The 18,522-nt window shown below is 59.3% G+C and carries 13 protein-coding genes and 5 pseudogenes; 9 read left to right on the plus strand and 9 right to left on the minus strand.

Going from position 1 to position 18,522, the window contains the following annotated elements; translation table 11 throughout:
* Positions 1–176: 176 nt before the first annotated feature.
* Entirely contained in the window at positions 177–2,051 is a 1,875-nt protein-coding gene (locus ACK83U_RS20520; RefSeq protein WP_112611601.1) for a KUP/HAK/KT family potassium transporter, read from the plus strand.
* Between the two features lie 627 nt (positions 2,052–2,678).
* Here the strand turns inward: ACK83U_RS20520 and ACK83U_RS20525 are convergent.
* The 5 genes and pseudogenes from ACK83U_RS20525 to hflK (ACK83U_RS20545) all read right to left on the minus strand — a co-directional run.
* A pseudogene (locus ACK83U_RS20525) lies at positions 2,679–2,840 on the minus strand (LuxR C-terminal-related transcriptional regulator); the annotation flags it as partial.
* Positions 2,841–2,956: 116 nt separating this feature from the next.
* Complete coding sequence (locus ACK83U_RS20530) at positions 2,957–4,900, minus strand: heavy metal translocating P-type ATPase (RefSeq protein ID WP_210290533.1); 1,944 nt, start codon at positions 4,898–4,900, stop codon at positions 2,957–2,959.
* Positions 4,897–5,937: an SPFH domain-containing protein gene (gene hflK, locus ACK83U_RS20535; protein WP_112611607.1), complete on the minus strand. Its 1,041-nt coding sequence runs from the start codon at positions 5,935–5,937 to the stop codon at positions 4,897–4,899. Before hflK (ACK83U_RS20535) ends, ACK83U_RS20530 begins: the two co-directional genes overlap by 4 nt.
* A 2-nt stretch (positions 5,938–5,939) precedes the next feature.
* The gene (gene hflC / locus ACK83U_RS20540; protein WP_112611609.1) at positions 5,940–6,950 is read right to left on the minus strand and encodes a protease modulator HflC; all 1,011 of its coding nucleotides are present in this window, start codon (positions 6,948–6,950) and stop codon (positions 5,940–5,942) included.
* Positions 6,947–8,971, minus strand: a complete 2,025-nt coding sequence (hflK, locus tag ACK83U_RS20545; protein WP_112611611.1) for a protease modulator HflK — start codon at positions 8,969–8,971, stop codon at positions 6,947–6,949. Before hflK (ACK83U_RS20545) ends, hflC begins: the two co-directional genes overlap by 4 nt.
* A 309-nt stretch (positions 8,972–9,280) precedes the next feature.
* On the opposite strand from hflK (ACK83U_RS20545), the pseudogene ACK83U_RS20550 reads away from it, so the two are divergent.
* From ACK83U_RS20550 to ACK83U_RS20575, 6 genes and pseudogenes are all read left to right on the plus strand, one after another.
* Positions 9,281–9,535 (plus strand): annotated as a pseudogene (locus tag ACK83U_RS20550) (IS6 family transposase); the annotation flags it as partial.
* A 532-nt stretch (positions 9,536–10,067) separates the two neighbouring features.
* Complete coding sequence (gene ltrA, locus ACK83U_RS20555; RefSeq protein ID WP_112611032.1) at positions 10,068–11,327, plus strand: group II intron reverse transcriptase/maturase; 1,260 nt, start codon at positions 10,068–10,070, stop codon at positions 11,325–11,327.
* A 62-nt stretch (positions 11,328–11,389) separates the two neighbouring features.
* A pseudogene (locus ACK83U_RS20560) lies at positions 11,390–11,854 on the plus strand (IS6 family transposase); the annotation flags it as partial.
* A 54-nt stretch (positions 11,855–11,908) separates the two neighbouring features.
* Positions 11,909–12,096 (plus strand): annotated as a pseudogene (locus tag ACK83U_RS20565) (signal peptide prediction); the annotation flags it as partial.
* Positions 12,097–12,113: 17 nt separating this feature from the next.
* Positions 12,114–13,499, plus strand: a complete 1,386-nt coding sequence (locus tag ACK83U_RS20570; RefSeq protein ID WP_112611513.1) for an amidase — start codon at positions 12,114–12,116, stop codon at positions 13,497–13,499.
* Between the two features lie 161 nt (positions 13,500–13,660).
* Positions 13,661–13,762 (plus strand): annotated as a pseudogene (locus tag ACK83U_RS20575) (IS630 family transposase); the annotation flags it as partial.
* A gap of 262 nt (positions 13,763–14,024) precedes the next feature.
* On the opposite strand, the gene ACK83U_RS20580 reads toward ACK83U_RS20575, so the two are convergent.
* On the minus strand, positions 14,025–14,984 hold the full coding sequence (locus ACK83U_RS20580) for an EamA family transporter (protein WP_112611515.1): 960 nt from the start codon (positions 14,982–14,984) through the stop codon (positions 14,025–14,027).
* Positions 14,985–15,034: 50 nt separating this feature from the next.
* On the opposite strand from ACK83U_RS20580, the gene ACK83U_RS20585 reads away from it, so the two are divergent.
* On the plus strand, positions 15,035–15,676 hold the full coding sequence (locus tag ACK83U_RS20585; protein WP_112611517.1) for a CGNR zinc finger domain-containing protein: 642 nt from the start codon (positions 15,035–15,037) through the stop codon (positions 15,674–15,676).
* A 169-nt stretch (positions 15,677–15,845) separates the two neighbouring features.
* On the opposite strand, the gene ACK83U_RS20590 is transcribed toward ACK83U_RS20585, so the two are convergent.
* The 3 genes from ACK83U_RS20590 to ACK83U_RS20600 form a co-directional block, all read right to left on the minus strand.
* Positions 15,846–16,013 (minus strand): DUF2934 domain-containing protein, encoded by a 168-nt coding sequence (locus ACK83U_RS20590; protein ID WP_112611537.1) that lies wholly within the window; start codon positions 16,011–16,013, stop codon positions 15,846–15,848.
* Positions 15,958–16,248 (minus strand): hypothetical protein, encoded by a 291-nt coding sequence (locus tag ACK83U_RS20595; protein WP_112611519.1) that lies wholly within the window; start codon positions 16,246–16,248, stop codon positions 15,958–15,960. Before ACK83U_RS20595 ends, ACK83U_RS20590 begins: the two co-directional genes overlap by 56 nt.
* 142 nt (positions 16,249–16,390) lie before the next feature.
* The gene (locus ACK83U_RS20600) at positions 16,391–17,470 is read right to left on the minus strand and encodes a LacI family DNA-binding transcriptional regulator (RefSeq protein WP_112611521.1); all 1,080 of its coding nucleotides are present in this window, start codon (positions 17,468–17,470) and stop codon (positions 16,391–16,393) included.
* Positions 17,471–17,654: 184 nt separating this feature from the next.
* On the opposite strand from ACK83U_RS20600, the gene ACK83U_RS20605 reads away from it, so the two are divergent.
* On the plus strand, positions 17,655–18,482 hold the full coding sequence (locus tag ACK83U_RS20605; RefSeq protein WP_112611523.1) for an ABC transporter substrate-binding protein: 828 nt from the start codon (positions 17,655–17,657) through the stop codon (positions 18,480–18,482).
* Positions 18,483–18,522: the final 40 nt, after the last annotated feature.

The raw sequence follows: 18,522 nt of genomic DNA on the forward strand, positions 1-18,522 counted from the left end.
TGCTGCAGAAACTTGCGATTCCGGAATATCTGTCCTCGTCCGTCTCCTGCGGACGGGCGTCCACCTTTGCGTTCGGCTTGGAGAGCTAGGGTTGTGTTTTGATTACCCTCAAGAGATAGTCGCACGAAGGGAGTGGTTTCCGCTGCGGTCCACTTGTCGCCATTGCGGAGGACACAATGAAAAGCGAGCCGCACCCATCCGCGTCGCCCAAGCTCAAGCTCATGTTGGGCGCCACGGGTGTTGTCTTTGGCGATATCGGCACCAGTCCACTCTACGCATTCAGGGAAAGCTTCATTGGCCATCATCGCCTGCCACTAGATCAATTTCATGTGCTAGGCGTGCTTTCGATGCTCGTCTGGGCGTTGATCCTCGTCGTCACAGTCAAATATGTTTTCGTGACCATGCGCGCGGATAACCGTGGTGAAGGCGGAAGCTTCGCTCTCCTTGCTCTTGTGGAGCGTGTAGCGAAGCACTCGTGGGAGTTGCCGTACATTGCAGGAGCCGCGCTGATCGCAACGACGCTATTCTATGGCGACGCGGTGATCACGCCGGCGATCTCCATCCTCTCGGCGGTCGAAGGCCTGACGCTTCTCAACAGCAGCTTCTCCGACTATGTTATTCCTCTTTCGATCGTGATCATCGCCGGGCTGTTTGCCATCCAGCGGTTTGGGACGGGGCTCGTGGGAGGCCTGTTCGGCCCGGTGATGGCGATCTGGTTTCTGACGATAGGCATTCTCGGTGCCGTCCATGTGGTCGCCAACCCGGTCGTGCTGCAGGCAGCAAGCCCGACCTATGCGCTCGGATTTTTGGCGGCCGATCCCGTCCGCGCCTTCTTTACGCTCGGGACCGTTGTGCTGGCTGTCACGGGTGCGGAAGCGCTCTATGCGGATATGGGTCACTTCGGGCGCTCGGCCATTGCACGGGCCTGGCTGTGGCTGGCGCTACCCGCGCTGTTACTTTGCTACGCCGGGCAGTCCGCACTTGTACTGGCAAACCCCACAGCAATCGAGTCGCCCTTCTACCTGATGGCCCCGGTCGGACTGTTAATCCCCCTTCTTTTTCTGGCTGCTGCCGCGACCGTCATTGCCAGCCAGTCGATCATCAGCGGCGCATTCTCGGTGACGCAGCAGGCCGTTCAGCTCGGATACCTGCCGCGCGTCAGGATCCATCACACCTCGTTCGAAGCGCGGGGGCAGATCTACGCACCGACCGTAAACATCATGCTATTCCTTGCCGTCATCGCGCTTGTTCTTGCTTTCCGTAGCTCGAGCGCTCTTGCCGCGGCCTTTGGCCTAGCCGTGACCGCGACCATGGTACTGACGACACTTATCATCGGCTTCATGATTTTTCGCGTCTGGCGCTGGAACCCCATCTGGGCCATACCGCTATACGCCATTCTACTCATATTCGACCTTGGCCTTTTCGCTGCCTCGGCCACCAAGTTCACCGATGGCGGTTGGTTGCCGGTCACCATCGCCGTCGTACTGATCATCATCTTCTCGACCTGGCGACGCGGGCGCGCGCTCCTCAACCGCAGGCTCGCATCCGACACGATGCCCGTCGAGACCTTTCTGAAGTCGACCGCCAATGTTACCCGCGTTCCGGCAAGTGCCATTTATCTGACAACAAACCGAGAAGGCATTCCTCCGGCGCTGCTTCACAACCTCAAGCACAATCTTGTGCTCCACGAAAACGTGCTTCTCGTCACCATCGAGACGGCGCTCACACCCGTCGTCGAGCAAGTCGAAAGGTTGGCGGCAACAGATCTGGGCGGCGGCTTTACTCGGGTCATCATTCGCTACGGCTTCGCGGAGCATCCCGACGTGCCGTTAGCGCTGGCGCCGATCTTCGAGCGCATGCCGCATTTCAATCCTCTGACCGCTGGCTATTTCCTCAGCCGTCAGACACTCGTTCCGTCAAAAAGGCCTGGGATGGCCGTGTGGCGGGAAAAGCTCTTCGCAGCGATGATGCGCAACTCGGAAACACCAATGACTTTCTTCAAGCTCCCTGTCGACCGCGTGGTCGAACTGGGCAGTCAGGTCGAGATCTGAAGAGCGAATCTGGAGATATTGGCGGCCCGCGACGGCGGACAGGTGTGCTGGCTCATCACGGCGCAGCCATAAGCTTCAACCATCTTCTTGTTCGCTCGGCGAGAGGCACGTTCCTGGCCGCGATTGCCGATCAAGCGGAATAGATGGAAAGAAGCTGTCACGGCCAAAACCAGAAAATATTATAAGTTTCTTATAATTATCAGCCGCAATTGCCCTGGATTTCATACAGCCTCGCTCACAAATTATCGCATTGGATACGGTCTCGATCTTTGATGATTTGATGACCGCCAATAGCAAGCTGAAGGAGCTGGTCCTTGACCACACGACACTATCATCAGCATCGAACAGGTGTTTCAAGCCGTGAGGTAGCGCGAAATAGACTTATCGGTCGTATCCTCGCCTGGACTGTCATTTGTTTGATTGCCGCCATTTTCATCGTCGCCTTGTACCTCGGCGCACGAGGATAGCAGCAGAATCGGGGAGAGCACCGGCCTCCGCTCCACCAACACTCCGATAGTCTCGCTCGCCACAGATAGACAATTTGGACGACCCCGTCATGGTGGACATCACCATTGGACTGTTGTCGCGATAAGGCGAAATCCCAACCCTAAGCGCAGGAGGATCTTCTCAGAAGCATCCGCTGAGTCTGTCTGAAATCCTGATCAGGTCGGCGAGGGTTCCTGCCTGCATCTTGCGCATGACCTGGCTGCGCCGGACTTTCACCGTGACTTCGCTCACGCGAAGGGCTGCGGCGATCTGTTTGTTCAACAGGCCGCGGACCACCAGCCGCATGCAGATTCAAACCGTACTACTGGTACCAATACCGATGTAAATCAATGCCTTGGCGCGGAAAGGCGGCTACGAGATGATCCACCGGCTCGGCGATCACGTAAGTTGATCTTGCCTTATGCGGTCAGTTGCTCGTCATATCGCATCAGCCGTCCGGCATTCGCCAGCACCAGCAGGGTGCTGAAATTATGGAGGAGGGCAGCAACGACGGCTCCCGCGCTTCCAAGAAAGCCAAATCCCGCCAATGCGATGATCGCCACGGTCCAGCCGAGGCCGATGATGACGTTGGTTTTCAATGTCCGCCGGCACAATCTGCTGAGGCGGACGCATGTGCCGAGCCGTCGCAAATCGCTGCCGATCAGGATGATGTCAGAGGAGGCGAGCGCGATATCAGCACCACCTACACCCATGGCGATGCCGACGGCACCGGCCTTGAGGGCGAGCGAGTCGTTGATCCCGTCGCCGACGACCAGAGGTTTGAAGCCGCTCTTAGTCTCGCTCAGCACGCGTTTCAGCTTGTCGGCGGGCAGGGCCTCGGCCGCGACATCGGTTATGCCGATCTCGCGCGCCAGGGCGTGCGCGACCGATTGACGGTCGCCGGTGAGCAAAAGCTGACGACTGAGCCCGAGCGCTCGCAACTCCGTCATCGCAACCGCTGCTTCCGGCTTGACCGTGTCCGACAGGAGAAGCCAGGCGACAAAGTCTCCGCCGATGGAAAGGCCTGCAAGCGGACCGTCATGTGGGGGAGCCGAGGGAGTGACGACGGACAGGCGTTCGAACAATTCAGGACGTCCGAGCGCCACTTCGCCCCTTGCCGTACCCGCGACGATACCCAGTCCTTGAAGTTCGCGGACGTTGGTCAGCGGATGGTAGGCGTTATGAGAAACAAGCGAGGCTAGCGCCCGGCTGACCGGGTGGCTGCTGGCAGCGCCCAGAGAGGCCGCCAAGGCCAGAACGGCTTCCCGGTCCCTATTGCCCGTCAGTCTAATATCTTGCAGCCGAAGCCGGCCGAAGGTGAGGGTGCCGGTTTTGTCGATGACCAGGGAAGTCAAATCTGCCAGTTCTTCGAGAAATGCCGAGCTGCGGATAAGGATTCCATGGCGCGCGGCGACCGCGATGCCTGCAATTGCCGTTGCCGGCGCGGACAGAACCAGGGCGCAGGGGCAGGCCGCGACCAGGATCGCCAGCATGATCTGGTCATTGTAGGTTAGGAACCAGGCAAGGGCGGCTATTGTCAGCACGAAGCCCAGATATTGCTGGGCGTAGCGCTCCAAGAGCCGCGTGATCGGCGGCTTTGAATTTTCCGCGCGCTGCATCAGTGCGATGACTTTTCCAAGCGTCGAGTCCTCGCCTGTTCGGGTCACTTCGATCTCCAGACGGCCGTCCAGATTGATCGCACCGCCGAAGACCTCCATGCCAACTGTGACTTCGAGAGGCACGGATTCGCCGGTGATCGGCGCAGTGTCGAGGCTTGCCTGTCCCTGCCTGACACGACCATCGGCGGGAATGCGGTCTCCCGCTCTTACCTCCACCAGATCGCCTGGCTTCAGCGTGACATTGTCGATTTCACGCGTCGAGCCGTCCGGCGTGATCAGCCGTGCGTGGCTATGGGTCAGACGCGCCAGCGCCTCCATCGCTTCTTTCGATCCGATGACGCTGCGCTCCTCCAGCACATGGCCGAATATCATGATGATCGGGAGGAGGGCGGCGGTCAGCAGATCGCCCGTCGCCCAGGCGGCCAGCATGGCAAGAGCGATCAATTGATCGGTGATGCCATGCAGGCTCGGATGGCGCAGGCTATGCCAACCGGAGCGGATGACCGGAATGGCAACGATCAGTGAGGCGGCCGCCAGCAGAAGCTGGCTCACGCCCTCTTCATCCGGCGCAAGCCAGCGCCATGCGATGCCGAGCGCAAGCAGGCTCAAGGCGATCATGGCGAGGGTCAGCTGAACGGCCGCCGCCTGCTTTTCGTTCGCGGTCAGAAGGCCGGCACTGAGCATATGGCCATGATGATGCGTGTGGCCATGGGAGCCGTGGGGATGATCGGTCGCGACAGTCATTTGTCGGCTCCCTGCAGGATGAGGCGTGCGTCGTCCCTGGGGTCGACCGTGACCACCGAGCCTGCCTTCGACAGGATTTTGGCAACGCGATCGCGATAGAGGCGCCAGAGAAGGCCGGGGTCGCTATCGGACCCTTGCGCGCTTGCAAAGCCGGCGACGATGGCCGTGTCAGCACGCGCCTTTGCCAGACGTTCGCTGGATTGGGCTTCCGCCACCTGCACGATCCGATCGGCTTCCTGATCGGCGGCCTGTCTGTCCTTTTCCGCATCGTTCTGTGCCGACGCAATCGCCTGCTCTGCCTGCTGGCTTGCGGTCAGCACCCCGTCGAATGCGCTTATGGCTGTCGCCGGAAGTGCGGATTGGACATCGGCGCGATCGATCTCGATTCCCAGGTTCAGGCCCTTCGACTTTAGCGAGCCCAGGCTTGCGTTGATGCTCTTGACCAGATCGGCGCGCAGGCGTTCGCGTCGCTCGGCGACATCGCTCTCCGCGGAGACCAGCTCGGGGCGCGCGACCAGAATACTGTCCAGATCGCGGGAAGCGCAGATTACGACGGCGCTACGGGTCACGAGGCGGTCGAGTGCCGGCAGAACGTGGTCCTGCTGCAACACATAGGCAGAGGGGTCGGTCACCCGATAAAAGACGCGGATGTCGAGCTGAACGACGCTGGCGTCTGCGGTCAGAAGATAGCCCGAACCCGCCAGAGTATCGCTCTGCGCCTCTGTGTTAATCTCGCTGGCCTGAGCTGCAGGAGAGCGAAGCAATCCGTCGATCCGGCGTTCCAGAACCGTTGCGCCGTCGGGCAGCAGCAAGACTTTTTCGAAAGGCGCCGGCAGGGCCCATAATAGGCCGGATTCCTGCACCCGGTTCAAGGCGCCCAGGCGAAAGACGACGGCCCGGTTTTGCGGTGCGATCTCCCGGATATTGGAGGTTGCCCAGCCGACGGCCGTAAGCACCATGATCGCGGACAGCAGCATGGACACCAGGCGAACTGCCTGATGCTGCGCCATCAAATTCCTATCCCCAACCGCACCCATCTCTAATGTGCTCCACCAGCTGATGCGGCGCTGGGCGGTCCATCGACCAAAGCCCTGAAAGGTGCTGCATCGGTGCGCAGGACAAGGCGCGTGTTGGAATTGACGATGGTGCCAAGCGTGTCGAGGGAGCGGAGCAGCTCGTAAAGCTCAGGCGCGCTCTTATAGGCCGCTCCATAGATCCGTGCCGCTTCGACGCGGGATTTCGCTTCTATATCGGCGGCCTTCACGGTCGCGTCCGCCTGCAGCACTCTCGCATCGCGCTCGGCTGCGGAGCGGATTTCCGCCGCCTGGCGCTTGCCGACTGCCGCACGTTCGGTGGCGATGGTTTCACGCTCGGCCCGCATGCGGTCGACAGTGGCGCTCAACGTCACCGAAGGCAGGGTCAGGCGCTCGATACCGACATCGACAACCTGCAAGCCGTAAGTGTCGAACAATTGCTGTGCGATCTGGGCCTTGAGCTGCGCTTCCAGGGCATCGATCCGAAGCTTGTCCGGATCGGGATTGATCAGCGACGACAGGTCGAAATTGCTCGCCGCCGTCTCGAGCGACGATCCAAGAAATGTGCGGATTTGCGCGGCCGCCTGGTCCGGCTGGTTCTGAACCGACCGCACGAAGCGCTTGATGGCATCCGGATCGGGCGGGACCTGCCAGATCGCATAGGCCTGCGCGATGATCCGCAGCCCATCCTTGGTTCCGACATCCCGCAGGCCGCTGGACGTCGATTTGGCGCGCAGATCGACGTCGATGGTCTTCTCCAGGGGAATGGGAAGTCGAAAGGCGAGGCCTGGATCGATCAGAACGCGAGCGGGATTGCCAAACCTAGTGATGATAGTCGCTGCTCCCGACCTCACCTGGACGAGGCAGGCGGCGACAAGAATGATGGCGACGACGATCGTCGCGACCACCAGGCGGGACCACCGAAAGGGCATTGTTTCTTTGTGATCATCGCCGTGATCATGATGATGATCGTGCTCGTGATGGTCCGAGCCCGGATGGGCGTGCGCGTCAGTCATGGGCCCGTTTCTTCGCTTTGATATGGGGTGTTAGGTTCGGCACTTGTGTCGGGATCGACCGGTGGCATCATGCTCCGGAGATCGAGGGTCGGAGCGATGCTTCCGCCGATGCGGTGATCGAGGACAAGAGCCTTCGAATGGGATAGTCCCATCGTCAGTTTATTGAAGTATTCCTCGGTCAGAAACGCCTGTCCCGCCTCATGGAAGGCTGATTGTTCGGCCTGGAAGCGGAGTTTTGCGACCTGCGAAGCCGCGACGCCTTCCCTTGCCGTTGCCGTCGCATTGTCCTGCTGGAGGCTGGCATTCAATTGTGCCTCATTCGTCCGTTCGGCGGCCGTTCCCCGTTCGCGTGCAACCAGCGCCTCCGCACGGATCTGAGCCGCCTGGACCCCGTGGAAGGCATTGGCCGCGCCGGCAGGCGGGTGGATGGCCTCGACGACCACCGCCAGGATTTCGACGCCGCTGTTCAGCTCATCCATGTTTTTCTGGACTGCCGAGGCGATATCGTTTGCGAGCGACAGCCGGCCTTCGCTCAAGACGTCGTTGAGCGTTCTCCTGGCAAAGTCATGAACCAATACGCGGTTTGCGGTGCTTTCGATCAAGGCTGGGAGATCGGCGACCCGATAGGCCGCCTTTATCGCCGCCTGGTCCGAAAGACCGATGCGGTAGACAAAACGCACGTCCATGTTGACGATCTGAAAGCTCTGCGCGCCGCCGGTGCCGCTGGCGATAAGCTGCGATTTCTCGCTGATGTGCGAGGCATCCCACAGCCGGTTCGCACTTTCCGGCGCTGGCCCTTCCGCATTGGTCAGCTTTTCGCCATCACCGCTCGTGCTGACGGAGGTTGCCAGCTCGTGCACGTTGCCGTTCTCGATGGGAATGACACGGCCAAACGGCCAAGGAAGGCCGATGTGCAGGCCGGAATGCAGGATGCCCTCGGCCTTGCCGAACCGCTCGTAGATGCCTCGGCCGGTCATCGGAACTTCGTGCACGCTGCTCAGCAGCCAGCCTAAAAGGAGCGTTCCGAGTATGATGGCTGGAGCGGCCTTACGAATGAACGAAAAGGCCCAGATCTGTCGAAGATCAATGCCATGTTTGGTCCGTAGCTCTGATTGAATGCTGACCAATGGCTGGGGCGGCCACTGGAGAGCGCCCGCGACAAGGCTTGTGGCGATCAATGCCGGTTCGCGGCTGTCGTTTTGCGGGCGGAACATGGCGGCGACCGCGCGCAATAGAAACTCAAGCCCGACAATCGCGACAAAGCCTCCCAGAGCGGCGAGCATTTTTATGGACAGACCGGATCCACGCGCACTCAGAAATAGGCTGAAGCAGGACAATACAAGCACGAAAATAGGAATGCGCGCCAACTGCGAAATCGCTCTTGCCTCCGGCCATTCCGGTGCTTCGATCGCGGCCAGGCGTCTTTCCGTCACAAGCAGAAAAAAGGCGAAAGCCAAACAGGCACCTATGATGAGATAGCTCATCGTTCCGATCGTCATGTCGTCCGCTTCCAGGCTCCAACCGGCATAGACGAGCAAACAAGCAAAGAGGGAAAGGCAGAAGACCGAGAGCGGGCGGGCACCTATACGTGACAAAACCGATTGCCCGGCGAGAAACGCGCTCTCGGTCCAACGCTCGACCGGATCCGGCTCTTGCGCCTGTCGTGACGACCACGGCGAGGTTACGAAGGCAATGAGCCATTGCATGAACCGTCCGAGCGGAATGCTGGCAAGGCCGGCCTGCTCCCGACGCCACCGCGCAATCTCGTGGGCAGATCGAAGTCCGGTCCCAAAAAGGATGAGTGCTGCCGCGTTATCGCAAAAGAACGCAATCCAGATCGCATTGAGGCCAAAGGTGCTCGCGAGCCAAGCGCATAGCAATAGCAGAGTGGCGGAAATCGACACAGCAGCACCCTGGCCTGCAAGGTCACGGGCTTGAACCGCCGCAAGTTGGAAGTCTGCTCGGCTTTTGATCTCAGGAGATTGCTGCGTGTGGCCGTCCGTGGGAATCGGCGTCGTCATGCTTTCAGCGCTCTTCTGTGCTCGATTCGAATGCCGCACGACCGCGGCCAGTTCGGGTTACAGACACGTTATTACGTATCGCGCTCCTATCGACAAGGGTTTTGCCTTGCGCGAAATTGAATACTGGCCTGATGTAGGAGGCGAGTTTTGCCAGTTTGGCGTCCAGACTGACGCGAAGATAAGCCTTCTTTCGCCTCATGACGAAGGGCAATCTGGCAAAAGGCGTGGTCCGTGACGCGAGAGGATTCCCTTAGCTAACGGTGGCGTCGCCTTAACGGATTTTGCTGAGCGAAATGATATCCGACCAGCATGACCGAAGAGCCGCTTAACCATTACCGCCGCCATCGCTTTCCAGCCGAAATTATCGCCCATGCAGTCTGGCTCTATTATCGGTTTCTGCTGAGCCTGCGCGACGTCGAGGACCTGCTTTCCGAGCGCGGAATTAACGTCTCGTTTCAGACCGTCGCGGAATGGGCGGCGAAGTTTGGCCTCAAATTCGCTTATCAACTACGGAGGCGATGGCGCGGCAACCTTGCCGCCAAGTGGCACCTCGACGAGAGTGTGCCGCGAGGCACCCACAGCAGTGTGGGAGCCGAGCTGCACGGAAGATGAGGGTATGGTCCCTCGAAGCCGACCGTCAGGGGTAGGTTTCAAACCACTGCAAGCTGCAACGGTAAAGAGCCGTGGTGGTGAGCGTTGCAGAAAAGGCGGACGTTAGTCCGTCAGGTGAGGTTTAGAGAGACGAGCGCAAGCGAACCGCTGATGACGTGTCGAAAAGTGCAAGATGATGTCGAAACCGGGAGGAATTCGTTAGCCCGGGACAAGTCTGGGGGGCGACCTGATTTCTGCCCAGGCGGCATCCGGCATGAAGGCGGCGTGACTCTTAACCAGGCTTTCGTGTGGAACGCGGGAACCTGTCGCTCCGATGTTAAGGGAGAAACCCAAGCCGGCGGTCCCTGCGAGGGTGAGATTACCGAAGCGGAGCACAGGGGCGGAGCAGCCCGTAGTAGTGCTGAAGGTCCTGTAATGGGGCTGGAGCGAAGGGGCTGCGTTGTTCAGCTCTGGAGCGTGGACAACCGGCGACGGGAGGATCCTCGTGGATAGAGCAAAGCCGTACGCGATCCCGAAAAGGGAGGTGTGGGAAGCATATAAGAGGGTTAGAGCCAACCAAGGAGCGGCTGGTATTGACGGCCAGACGATTTTGGACTTTGAGGCTGATCTTACGAACAACCTGTACAAGCTCTGGAATCGGCTGGCGTCGGGCAGCTACTTTCCGCCGCCGGTGCGGCGGGTCGACATACCCAAGAGCGATGGGAAGACGCGCCCGCTGGGCATACCCACGGTCGCCGATCGCATTGCGCAGATGGTGGTCAAACGCCATCTGGAACCGGCGGTGGAGCCTGAATTCCATCCGGATTCCTATGGGTATCGGCCCGGCAAATCGGCACTCGATGCGATCAGCGTGGCGCGGCAGCGATGCTGGCGTTACAACTGGGTTCTTGATCTCGATATCAAGGCTTTCTTTGATAGCATTGAACCGGACCTGCTGATGCGGGCTGTGCGCAAGCACACCGATTGCCCGTGGGTGCTTTTATACATTGAACGATGGCTGAAAGCGCCAGTGCAGATGCCGGACGGAAATCTCGTCGCCAGAGAACGAGGAACGCCACAGGGCGGGGTAATCAGCCCTCTCTTGGCAAACCTCTTTCTTCACTATGCGTTTGACATGTGGATGTGTCGGAATTTCCCGAACATTCCGTTTGAGCGTTATGCTGACGACGCGATCTGTCATTGTCGGACCGAGGACCAGGCGATGGCGCTTCGGAACGCTCTGGACGCGCGTTTTACTGATTGTGGGCTGACGCTTCATCCTGACAAGACCAAAATCGTCTATTGCAGGGATGAAAGTCGGCGAGGCACTCATCCGGTCTACAAGTTCGACTTTCTCGGCTACGCTTTCCGGCCGAGACTTGTGAGCAAGAAGGCCGGGGGCATGGGTGTTTCATTCGGTCCTGCGGCCAGTCCGACGGCGCTCAAGGCGATACGGGGCACGATCCGTAGTTGGTCCTTGCACCTTCGCAGTGACAGGGCTCTCGATGATCTGGCACGGATGTTCAACTCGTACATCCGCGGCTGGATCAATTACTATGGTCGGTTCTGTCCTTCAGCTCTCCAACCTACGCTCTGGAGTGTCGAGCGATACTTGGCCCGATGGGCCTCGGGAAAGTACAAGTCCTTGCGTGGGCATAAGCGGCGATCCCGGCATTGGCTTTTGCGCATCGCGCAGCGCCAACCTCGGCTGTTCGCCCATTGGCCTCTGCTTCATGGATACGGTCGAACAATGGGAGCCGGATGATGCGAGAGTATCACGTCCGGTTCTGAGAGAGCGTGGGGGTGAAATTCCCCTGCGCCACTCGCCTGGTCGTCTCGATCAAGGGCAGGAAATATTGGCTTTGGCGTGCCGTAGATCAGGATGGTTTCGTTCTCGATGCTCTGTTGCAAAGCCGGAGAAACAAAAAGGCAGCTCTTCGGCTGATGCGCAAGCTGCTCAAAGGACAGGGCGTCATGCCGCGAGTGATGGTAACCGACAAGTTGCGCTCTTACGCCGCCGCAAGGGCTGAGTTGATGCCAGACGTCGAGCATCGCTCGCATAAAGGATTGAACAACCGCGCTGAAAATTCTCATCTTCCGCTGAGACGACGAGAGAGGCGCATGATGCGCTTCAAGTCGACGCGACAATGCCAACATTTCGTTTCAGCCCATGGCCAGATCGCCAACCTCTTCCACCTACATCGGAAATGTCACACTGCCGCAGCCCACCGCCAACTCCGCGCCGATGCCGTCACAACCTGGCGTGAAATCGCATTGTCCAGCGTGCTCTGACGTTCGGCGCACAAGCCCCTCCTTCGGCCAGAATTAGTTAAGGCGACGCCACCGGACTACTGGTATGAAGGCGCGGCGGCCACCGAAGACTTGCCCGGCCCGGATGGCCAGATGCGGATCAGGAAAGGATCGGTGCGCAGCGGCGGATCTATTGGCAGCGCGCCAATTGCATTGCCGTCTGGAATACGACAATGGATGAGCACAATTATCTCGTGCGCCGCTGGATGCAGCTGGTTGGCTGAGAAGGAGAGCAGGACCTGTGACAAAGACACACCTCAGCAAATCGATCGCGCAACTCTCGGTCCTGATCCAGTCCGGCAGTCTCGACCCGGTCGCGCTGGCCGAGGAGACTCTCGACGCGATCCGGACCTATAAGGACCAGGCGATCTTCACGCAGCTTTTGGAGCGGCGCGCGAAGGAGGAGGCGGCTGCTTCGTCCAAGAGGCTGCGCGAGGGGCGTTCGCGCGGGCTGCTGGATGGCATTCCCGTCGCCTGGAAGGATCTCTTCGCCATCGCCGGCCTGCCGACGACGGCTGGCTCGGTCGTGCTTGCGGATGCCGCGCCTGCCGAACACGATGCCGATGTCGTCAGGGCGCTGCAAGCGGCGGGCATGGTGGCCGTCGGCCGGGTCAATATGAGCGAATTCGCCTTTTCCGGTCTCGGCCTCAATCCGCATTACGGTACGCCGCTAAACCCGCTGGCAACGGATGTGCCGCGAATTCCCGGCGGTTCGTCCTCGGGTTCCGCCGTTGCTGTTGTGGCCGGTCTCGTGCCGGTGGCGATCGGCACGGATACCGGCGGCTCGGTGCGCATACCGTCTGCTTTCAACGGCCTTGTCGGCTATAAGGCAAGCCATGGCCGCTACAGCATGGCCGGCGTCTTTCCGCTGTCGACGAGCCTCGACTCGCTAGGGCCTTTGTGCCGCAGCGTCCAGGATGCGATATGGGTCGATGCCGCAATGCGCGGGCGCTTTGTCCCCGAGATAGAGCGCGCCGAAGCCGCCAGGCTTTCCATCGTGGTGCCGACAAATATCGTCATGGATGATGCGCAGGATGGTGTTCTTGCAGCTTTCGAGGCGACGCTGACGAGATTGAGTGCCGCCGGCGTTAAGATCCGGCGAGCCGCGTTTCCAGCTTTCGAAAGGCTCTTTGAACTGATGGCCGAGTATGGGCCGTTGGTTACTGCCGAGGCCTTCGTGCTCCATCATCGTCGCTTGGCGGGGCCGGAGGCTCAAGCCATGGATCGGCGGGTTGTCGCGCGGACACGCCTTGGAGAGAAGACGACGCTGGTCGGCTATCTGGAAACGCTCAAAGTGCGTGAGCAACTGATCAAGGAGGTAGCTGCAACGCTTGGGCCGAATGAGTTCATCGCCTATCCGACGGTTGCCCATGTCGCGCCGGCGCTCGGCCCCCTGGAAGCTGATGACGAGCTGTTCGTAAAGATCAATGGCAGAACGCTGCGCAATACGGCGATCGGTAATTTTCTTGACTGGTGCGGCGTTTCCCTGCCTTGCGGGGCCGGCGAAGCGGGCATGCCGGTCGGCTTTTTGCTGTCGGCTCCCAAGAACCATGATGAGCGATTGCTGGGGGCCGCTCTGGCGCTGGAAGAGGCAATAACTAATGTAGACCGTTCAAGAATGTACTGATGAAAACAACCGATGTCGGGGCGCGGCTGCGGCGCGATGCGGCCCTGTAGTCGCCCCGGCAGTGAGGTTGTTGCCGACGCCGTGCCTCGGCGGGTCGCATCTCTTCTCAGTCGACGAAGCAGATAGTAGTCCTGGCAGACCGGTCTTGATCCAGGCCCGTTGCACCCTGTTTCTTTGACGGACCGATCAATGGCCAGTGCTTTCGAGCCTATGTCGAACGCCAACTCCTATCTGTTCTCAAACCCGGCGACGTCGTCATGATCCTTAGAGGCGCTGCAGTTGTTCGTCCACGCCACCTTGCTTCTCATTTCATGTCCCTCCTGCCAGCTATAATCCTTGAAACTGATTAGAAAAGACCAAGCGTTGCTCACGTGGCTCGGCGGCACAACCGCCGCCGCCAAGCCTTGCTATAAGGGCTAAATCATACCACCTCGGCCTTTGGCGCTATCGTCACGCAGCGTCCAAATCCGATCGAAAAATCCTCGCGGCCGGTCTTGCGATAGGCGAGAAAGCGGGGAACCTCTTTCAGAGACGCCGCTGAGATACTGCAGTCTCGCGAAAATGGGGTGTCCCGTCCTTCCTGGTTGATTTGTATTGGAGCAGCAGCATCCCGGCAACCGAAACAACGATCATGGCTGCGCCAACGAGGACGGGTGTCGTTACGCTTTCCCCAAGGAATGTGTAGCCAATGGCGACGGCGATGATCGGGTTTATGAATGTGTAAGTGGCGACCAACAAAGGCGATATTCGCCTTAGCAGCCAAGTATATGCGGCAAAGGCTATCACGGTGCCGAACAGAATCAGATAGGCCAAGCCACCTAGCGAAACTGCGGAGATCCGGGTCGGCTGCACAGCCTCCAACTCGCCCGACAGCGCGCTGATGACGGCCAAGGCAACGCCGCCGGCGAGCAGTTCGATCCCAGAGAGCCCCGCCGAGGCAAATTTTGCGGAATGGCGCTCCGATATGACTGTTCCGACCGCCCATGAGAAGGAGGCCCCCAGCAGGAGAATCAAATCGACGGGGTGCACCGCGCTCGCGCCGGAAGATATTTCCTGCCATGCGATGAGAGCTACGCCTGCGATGCCGGGAACGAGGAGTCCCGCTCTCATCCCGGTCGGCCGCTCACCTCCGGGAATGAAAGCCTGCAGGAGCACGATCCAGAACGGGATCGTTGCCAGGAGCAGAGCGGCCACGCCGGATGGAACGCGTTGCTGCGCATATGCCAGAACGCCGTGGCATCCAACGAAGAACAGCAAGCCACAAACTGCCGCGACGCCCCACATCGTAACGGATGGAGCTTCGGAACTCCTTACCCTCGCATAGGCATAGAGGATGGTGCCCCCGATCAAACAGCGTATGCCCATCAGAAGAAAGGGCGGCAGCGTTTGCAGACCCAAAGCTAAGGCAAGATAGGTCGATCCCCAAATGATATAGATCGCGGCAAAGGCCGCGCCAAGCGTGATATGTGTCCTTGAAAGCATCATGGCTGATCCTAACCTTTTATAGGGTTAGAGACCAAACCAGGATCAAGATCATGAGTTCCAAAGAATATCGACATTCAAGCGCCGACGGCGGCCCCAAAGAGGAATTGGCGATCCGGTTTGTGAACACAGCAGCTTGGCGGTTGCGCTCGTCTCGTGAGGAACGGCTTCCCGATGCGCAAGCACTTTTGCGCTGGCTGACTGCCAACCTGCTTGGGAGTGAACACCAGTCGGACCCGATGAGTGCGCGTTGGCACACATATCAAGATGATGGCGCCAAAGCCTATGAGGCGGCGATTGCACTGCGCGAAACTATCTACGAACTCCTCGTCGCTCGCATCGCCGATGTCGCCCCGCCGATCGAGGCTCTCGAGTATTTCAACGTGTTTTTGGCTCGGCCCGCAGATGGAATAAGGCTCGAATGGATGGCGGGTGAAATGGTCTGGCGTATCGATGAAGCCAGCGATTCAGATCTGCTCAAACCCATCATTATTTCGGCGGCGAACCTCATGACCGGTCCTAAAGCGCATCTTATCCGCCAGTGCCAGGATGACCGCGGCTGCGGATGGCTGTTCGTCGACGAGAGCAGGGCGATGAACAGGCGCTGGTGTTCGATGGGAGATTGCGGGAACCGTGCAAAGGCGCAGCGGCATTATCGACGTTCGCGCGGTAAAAGCGATAGTCCCTCCAGCTAGCCAATGTTCTCTTATACTGGGTAGTCAGCAAACAAGTCAGCATCATGCGGATCGATCGCAAACGCCGCGTCGATGCGATGAAGGCTATCGGTATGGAGGACGAATGATTGCGGCCGCCGCATTTCCGGCTTCCTACTTGCCTTGGAGAAGAAGCTCGCCCGCAATTAGACTAAGGGTCGTGGTCAGTGCGGTTCCTCCCATTGCCAGTTGTCGAGATGGCAGCTCTCTCTGGCCTCCCCTCTTCCTCCCAAATCCTGTAGGCGCGCTCGCGGCGCTTTTCGTCATTTTGTTCTTCGTTGCCGGCCGTTGAAGTTTCTCCTCGTTCCTGAAGACGGATTGGTTTCCTTCGGACAAGCCGATCGTAAGGGCATCTCGTTCGTCAGGACATCGAAGGAAAGTGTTTTGCGCTTCGCCGCCATGAGCAGATCAAGCTCGATCGAAGAAGGGCCGAACCGAACGAACAGGTCCTCGGCCGTCACGTCATCGAGTCCGTATTTCTTCTGGAAATCCGCCAGACTATAGGGGACGCCTCTGGTCGGCCGGCGCCGTTCGAAAGACCGTTGCATTTCCATATCTGATGATCCTCCTAACTCCGATCCAAGCAACTCGATCGGCGAGCTAAAAGTTCCTTCGAGCATGGAATATAACGAAAGGAGCACGCAATGATTGATATCGTCGCGGCGGCCGAGTTGGCCGAGTTGCGTCAGTCCAGCGCTAATGGTCGCTGCGAGACAGCGAGGCGACTGATCCGCGCGGAATCAGACTTGTTTTTATGGTAGCGCGTCCGACAGGAATGTCCTTGCCGCTCAGGCGCGAAATCAGCCGTTCGGCCGCCTCCTTGCCCATCTCGTAGACAGGCTGGTCGATGACGGTGATCGGCGGTGTCGTGACGGTCGTCCAATCGGCGTCCAGAAACGAAATCATCGAGATGTCGCGCGGTATCGATAACCCGAGGGTTTGCAGAGACTTGAAAACTCTAAGGCCGACGAGACTGTCCGAAGCGATGAGGGCGGTTGGGGGAGCTGCGTCTTGCAACAGGCGCTCGACGACACCATCCGTTTTCGGCTGGTCCGTGGCGCCGAGACGCACGTAATGCCGAGCCTCCTCTATGCCGGCGTCGGCTTGCTCCCTCAGAGCCCCCTCCACGCGTTCGCGCACCGCGGAATTGGAAATGCTGCTGATATCGTCAAGGAATTCGCTCTCAGCATCCATCGCCGATATATAGGCGATCCGCCGATGCCCCATGTCGATAAGATGGCGGGTCGCGCTCGCGGCAGCGTCAAAATCATCACCGGTGACCGCATCGACGCCTAGTTCCGGAATGGTTCTGTCAAATAGAACGAGCGGCACGCCGACGCGGCGTATATCCTGGAGATGCTCCATCCGATCGCATCGTGCCGGTGTCACGATCAATCCATCGACACGCTTGCCAATGAGCAGGTCGACCGCTGACTTCTCCGCCTCGATCTCCTCGCCGGAATTGGCGATGATGACGTTGAAACCAGCCATGCGTGCGACATCGCTGATCCCTCTGACGGCGAGGCTGAAGAAAGCATTCTCTATATCGCCGACCACAACACCGATGATGCCGGATTTGCCTGTGGTCATGCTTCGGGCGAGTTCGTTCGGTCGATATTCGAGTGCCGTCGCCACGGCTAGCACCTGCTCGCGAACCTTGTCGCTGACGACACCATAGCCACCGAGCACGCGCGCCGCAGTCGCCTTTGAGACATTCGCGGCTCTTGCGACATCGGCGACAGTGACGGAGCGTTTCGAGGTGAGGGATTCTTCCATTCGACGACGATTACAAGAGTTATTGACGGACGGTCAATCTCACGGTAACAAATAAGGTGAGACCGGTCTCTTTTTAGTATGAAACCGGTCTCTTGTCCAGATGACCTCTTTCCGATGGATGGGTGAGGGATGGGCGCGCATGCATGAATGCCAATAAGAGCATCCTTCAGAGCGGAGAACGAACATGAAACTATCTGCCATATTCTCGGCCTTTGCCTTGCCCTTGGGCGCCGGCCTGCTGGCCTGCCTCGTCGCAGCAAGCGCGGTCCCAGCAGTTGCGGCCGACAATCCCTATAATCTGATCGATCCGAACGTCATCAGCGTCGGCACGATGGGCGATTCCAAGCCCTACACCTTCACGACCGCCGATGGCCAATTCACCGGCTTCGATATCGAACTCTTTCTGAACGTCGTTTCGCGCATGGGCTTTCCCAAGGACAAGGTGACGTTCACCGGCCAGGAATTCTCTGCCTTGTTGCCCTCCGTTGCCAACCAGCGTTTCGACGTCGCCGTTGCCGCAATCGGAACCACCGAGGCACGCAAGAAGACGGTCGATTTCTCCGATGGTTATCTCGCCGGCTATCTCTCGGTTCTGACATCGGATGCCTCGACCAAGGATGCAGCCGGCCTTAAGGGCAAGCGCCTCGGCGTCGTGCAAGGTACGCTGCAGGAGATCTATGCGACGAAGAATTTTGCCGGCACGGACCTCGTCAAATTTCCGGACAACAATTCCGCCGTGGCGGCGCTGAACAACGGCACCATCGACGCGCATTTCCTCGACTATGAAGCCGCCAAGCAATATGGCGAACGCTATCCCACGCTGAAAATCGCGGTGAATATCCCATCCTTCGACGCACCGGCGGGCTTCGTCGTCCACAAGGGCAACGACGCCTTCCGTCTGGCGCTCAACAAGGCGCTGCATGAGGCAATGCAGGACGGCACCTGGAAGACGCTCTATGAGAAGTGGTTCCCCGGCTCGCCGATGCCCGATCAATATCTTCCCAAGAAGTAAAGGCTGCGCCGCCGTCCGGGTGCTCTGGGCGGCGGCCATT

Origin of the sequence: Rhizobium sp. WW22, assembly GCF_047041135.1 — a bacterium.
Lineage (GTDB): Bacteria > Pseudomonadota > Alphaproteobacteria > Rhizobiales > Rhizobiaceae > Rhizobium.

Coding starts and splice junctions, on each gene's coding strand:
- ACK83U_RS20520 (WP_112611601.1), top strand. CDS start 177: ATGAAAAGCGAGCCGCACCCATCCGCGTCGCCCAAGCTCAAGCTCATG.
- ACK83U_RS20530 (WP_210290533.1), bottom strand. CDS start 4,900: ATGACTGTCGCGACCGATCATCCCCACGGCTCCCATGGCCACACGCAT.
- hflK (WP_112611607.1), bottom strand. CDS start 5,937: ATGGGTGCGGTTGGGGATAGGAATTTGATGGCGCAGCATCAGGCAGTT.
- hflC (WP_112611609.1), bottom strand. CDS start 6,950: ATGACTGACGCGCACGCCCATCCGGGCTCGGACCATCACGAGCACGAT.
- hflK (WP_112611611.1), bottom strand. CDS start 8,971: ATGACGACGCCGATTCCCACGGACGGCCACACGCAGCAATCTCCTGAG.
- ACK83U_RS20580 (WP_112611515.1), bottom strand. CDS start 14,984: ATGATGCTTTCAAGGACACATATCACGCTTGGCGCGGCCTTTGCCGCG.
- ACK83U_RS20585 (WP_112611517.1), top strand. CDS start 15,035: ATGAGTTCCAAAGAATATCGACATTCAAGCGCCGACGGCGGCCCCAAA.
- ACK83U_RS20595 (WP_112611519.1), bottom strand. CDS start 16,248: ATGGAAATGCAACGGTCTTTCGAACGGCGCCGGCCGACCAGAGGCGTC.
- ACK83U_RS20600 (WP_112611521.1), bottom strand. CDS start 17,470: ATGGAAGAATCCCTCACCTCGAAACGCTCCGTCACTGTCGCCGATGTC.
- ACK83U_RS20605 (WP_112611523.1), top strand. CDS start 17,655: ATGAAACTATCTGCCATATTCTCGGCCTTTGCCTTGCCCTTGGGCGCC.